This window comes from Neisseria sp. P0020.S005 (assembly GCF_051957055.1).
GTDB classification, from domain to species: Bacteria; Pseudomonadota; Gammaproteobacteria; order Burkholderiales; family Neisseriaceae; genus Neisseria; species Neisseria subflava_A.
Genome location: NZ_JBQCWV010000089.1, coordinates 1 through 256, shown reverse-complemented (window position 1 = coordinate 256; position 256 = coordinate 1). Strand labels below are relative to the sequence as shown.

Annotated in this window: 1 pseudogene; it reads right to left on the bottom strand. The window is 49.2% G+C overall.

Features of this window, described 5'->3' with window-relative positions:
• Nucleotides 1-193: pseudogene (locus ACTHTU_RS11445) on the bottom strand (IS5/IS1182 family transposase); the annotation flags it as partial.
• Nucleotides 194-256: the final 63 nt, after the last annotated feature.

The following is a 256-nucleotide window of genomic DNA, read 5'->3' as shown; positions in this document are numbered from 1 at the left end:
GGACGGCTTTGAACATGGACAACAGGGGATAGGCGGGACGGCCGCGGTGGTCTCGGAGGTAACGGGTTCTTTGACGATTCAGGTATTGTTCGATCGGTTGCCAATCAATCACCTGATCCAACTTCAATAGTGGGAAACGGTCGATGTGTTTGGCAATCATGGCTTGTGCGGTTTGCTGGAAGAAGGTGCTCATGGAAAATCCCCTAAATGTCTTAGTAGGAATTTAGGGGATTTTGGGGAATTTTGCAAAGGTCTC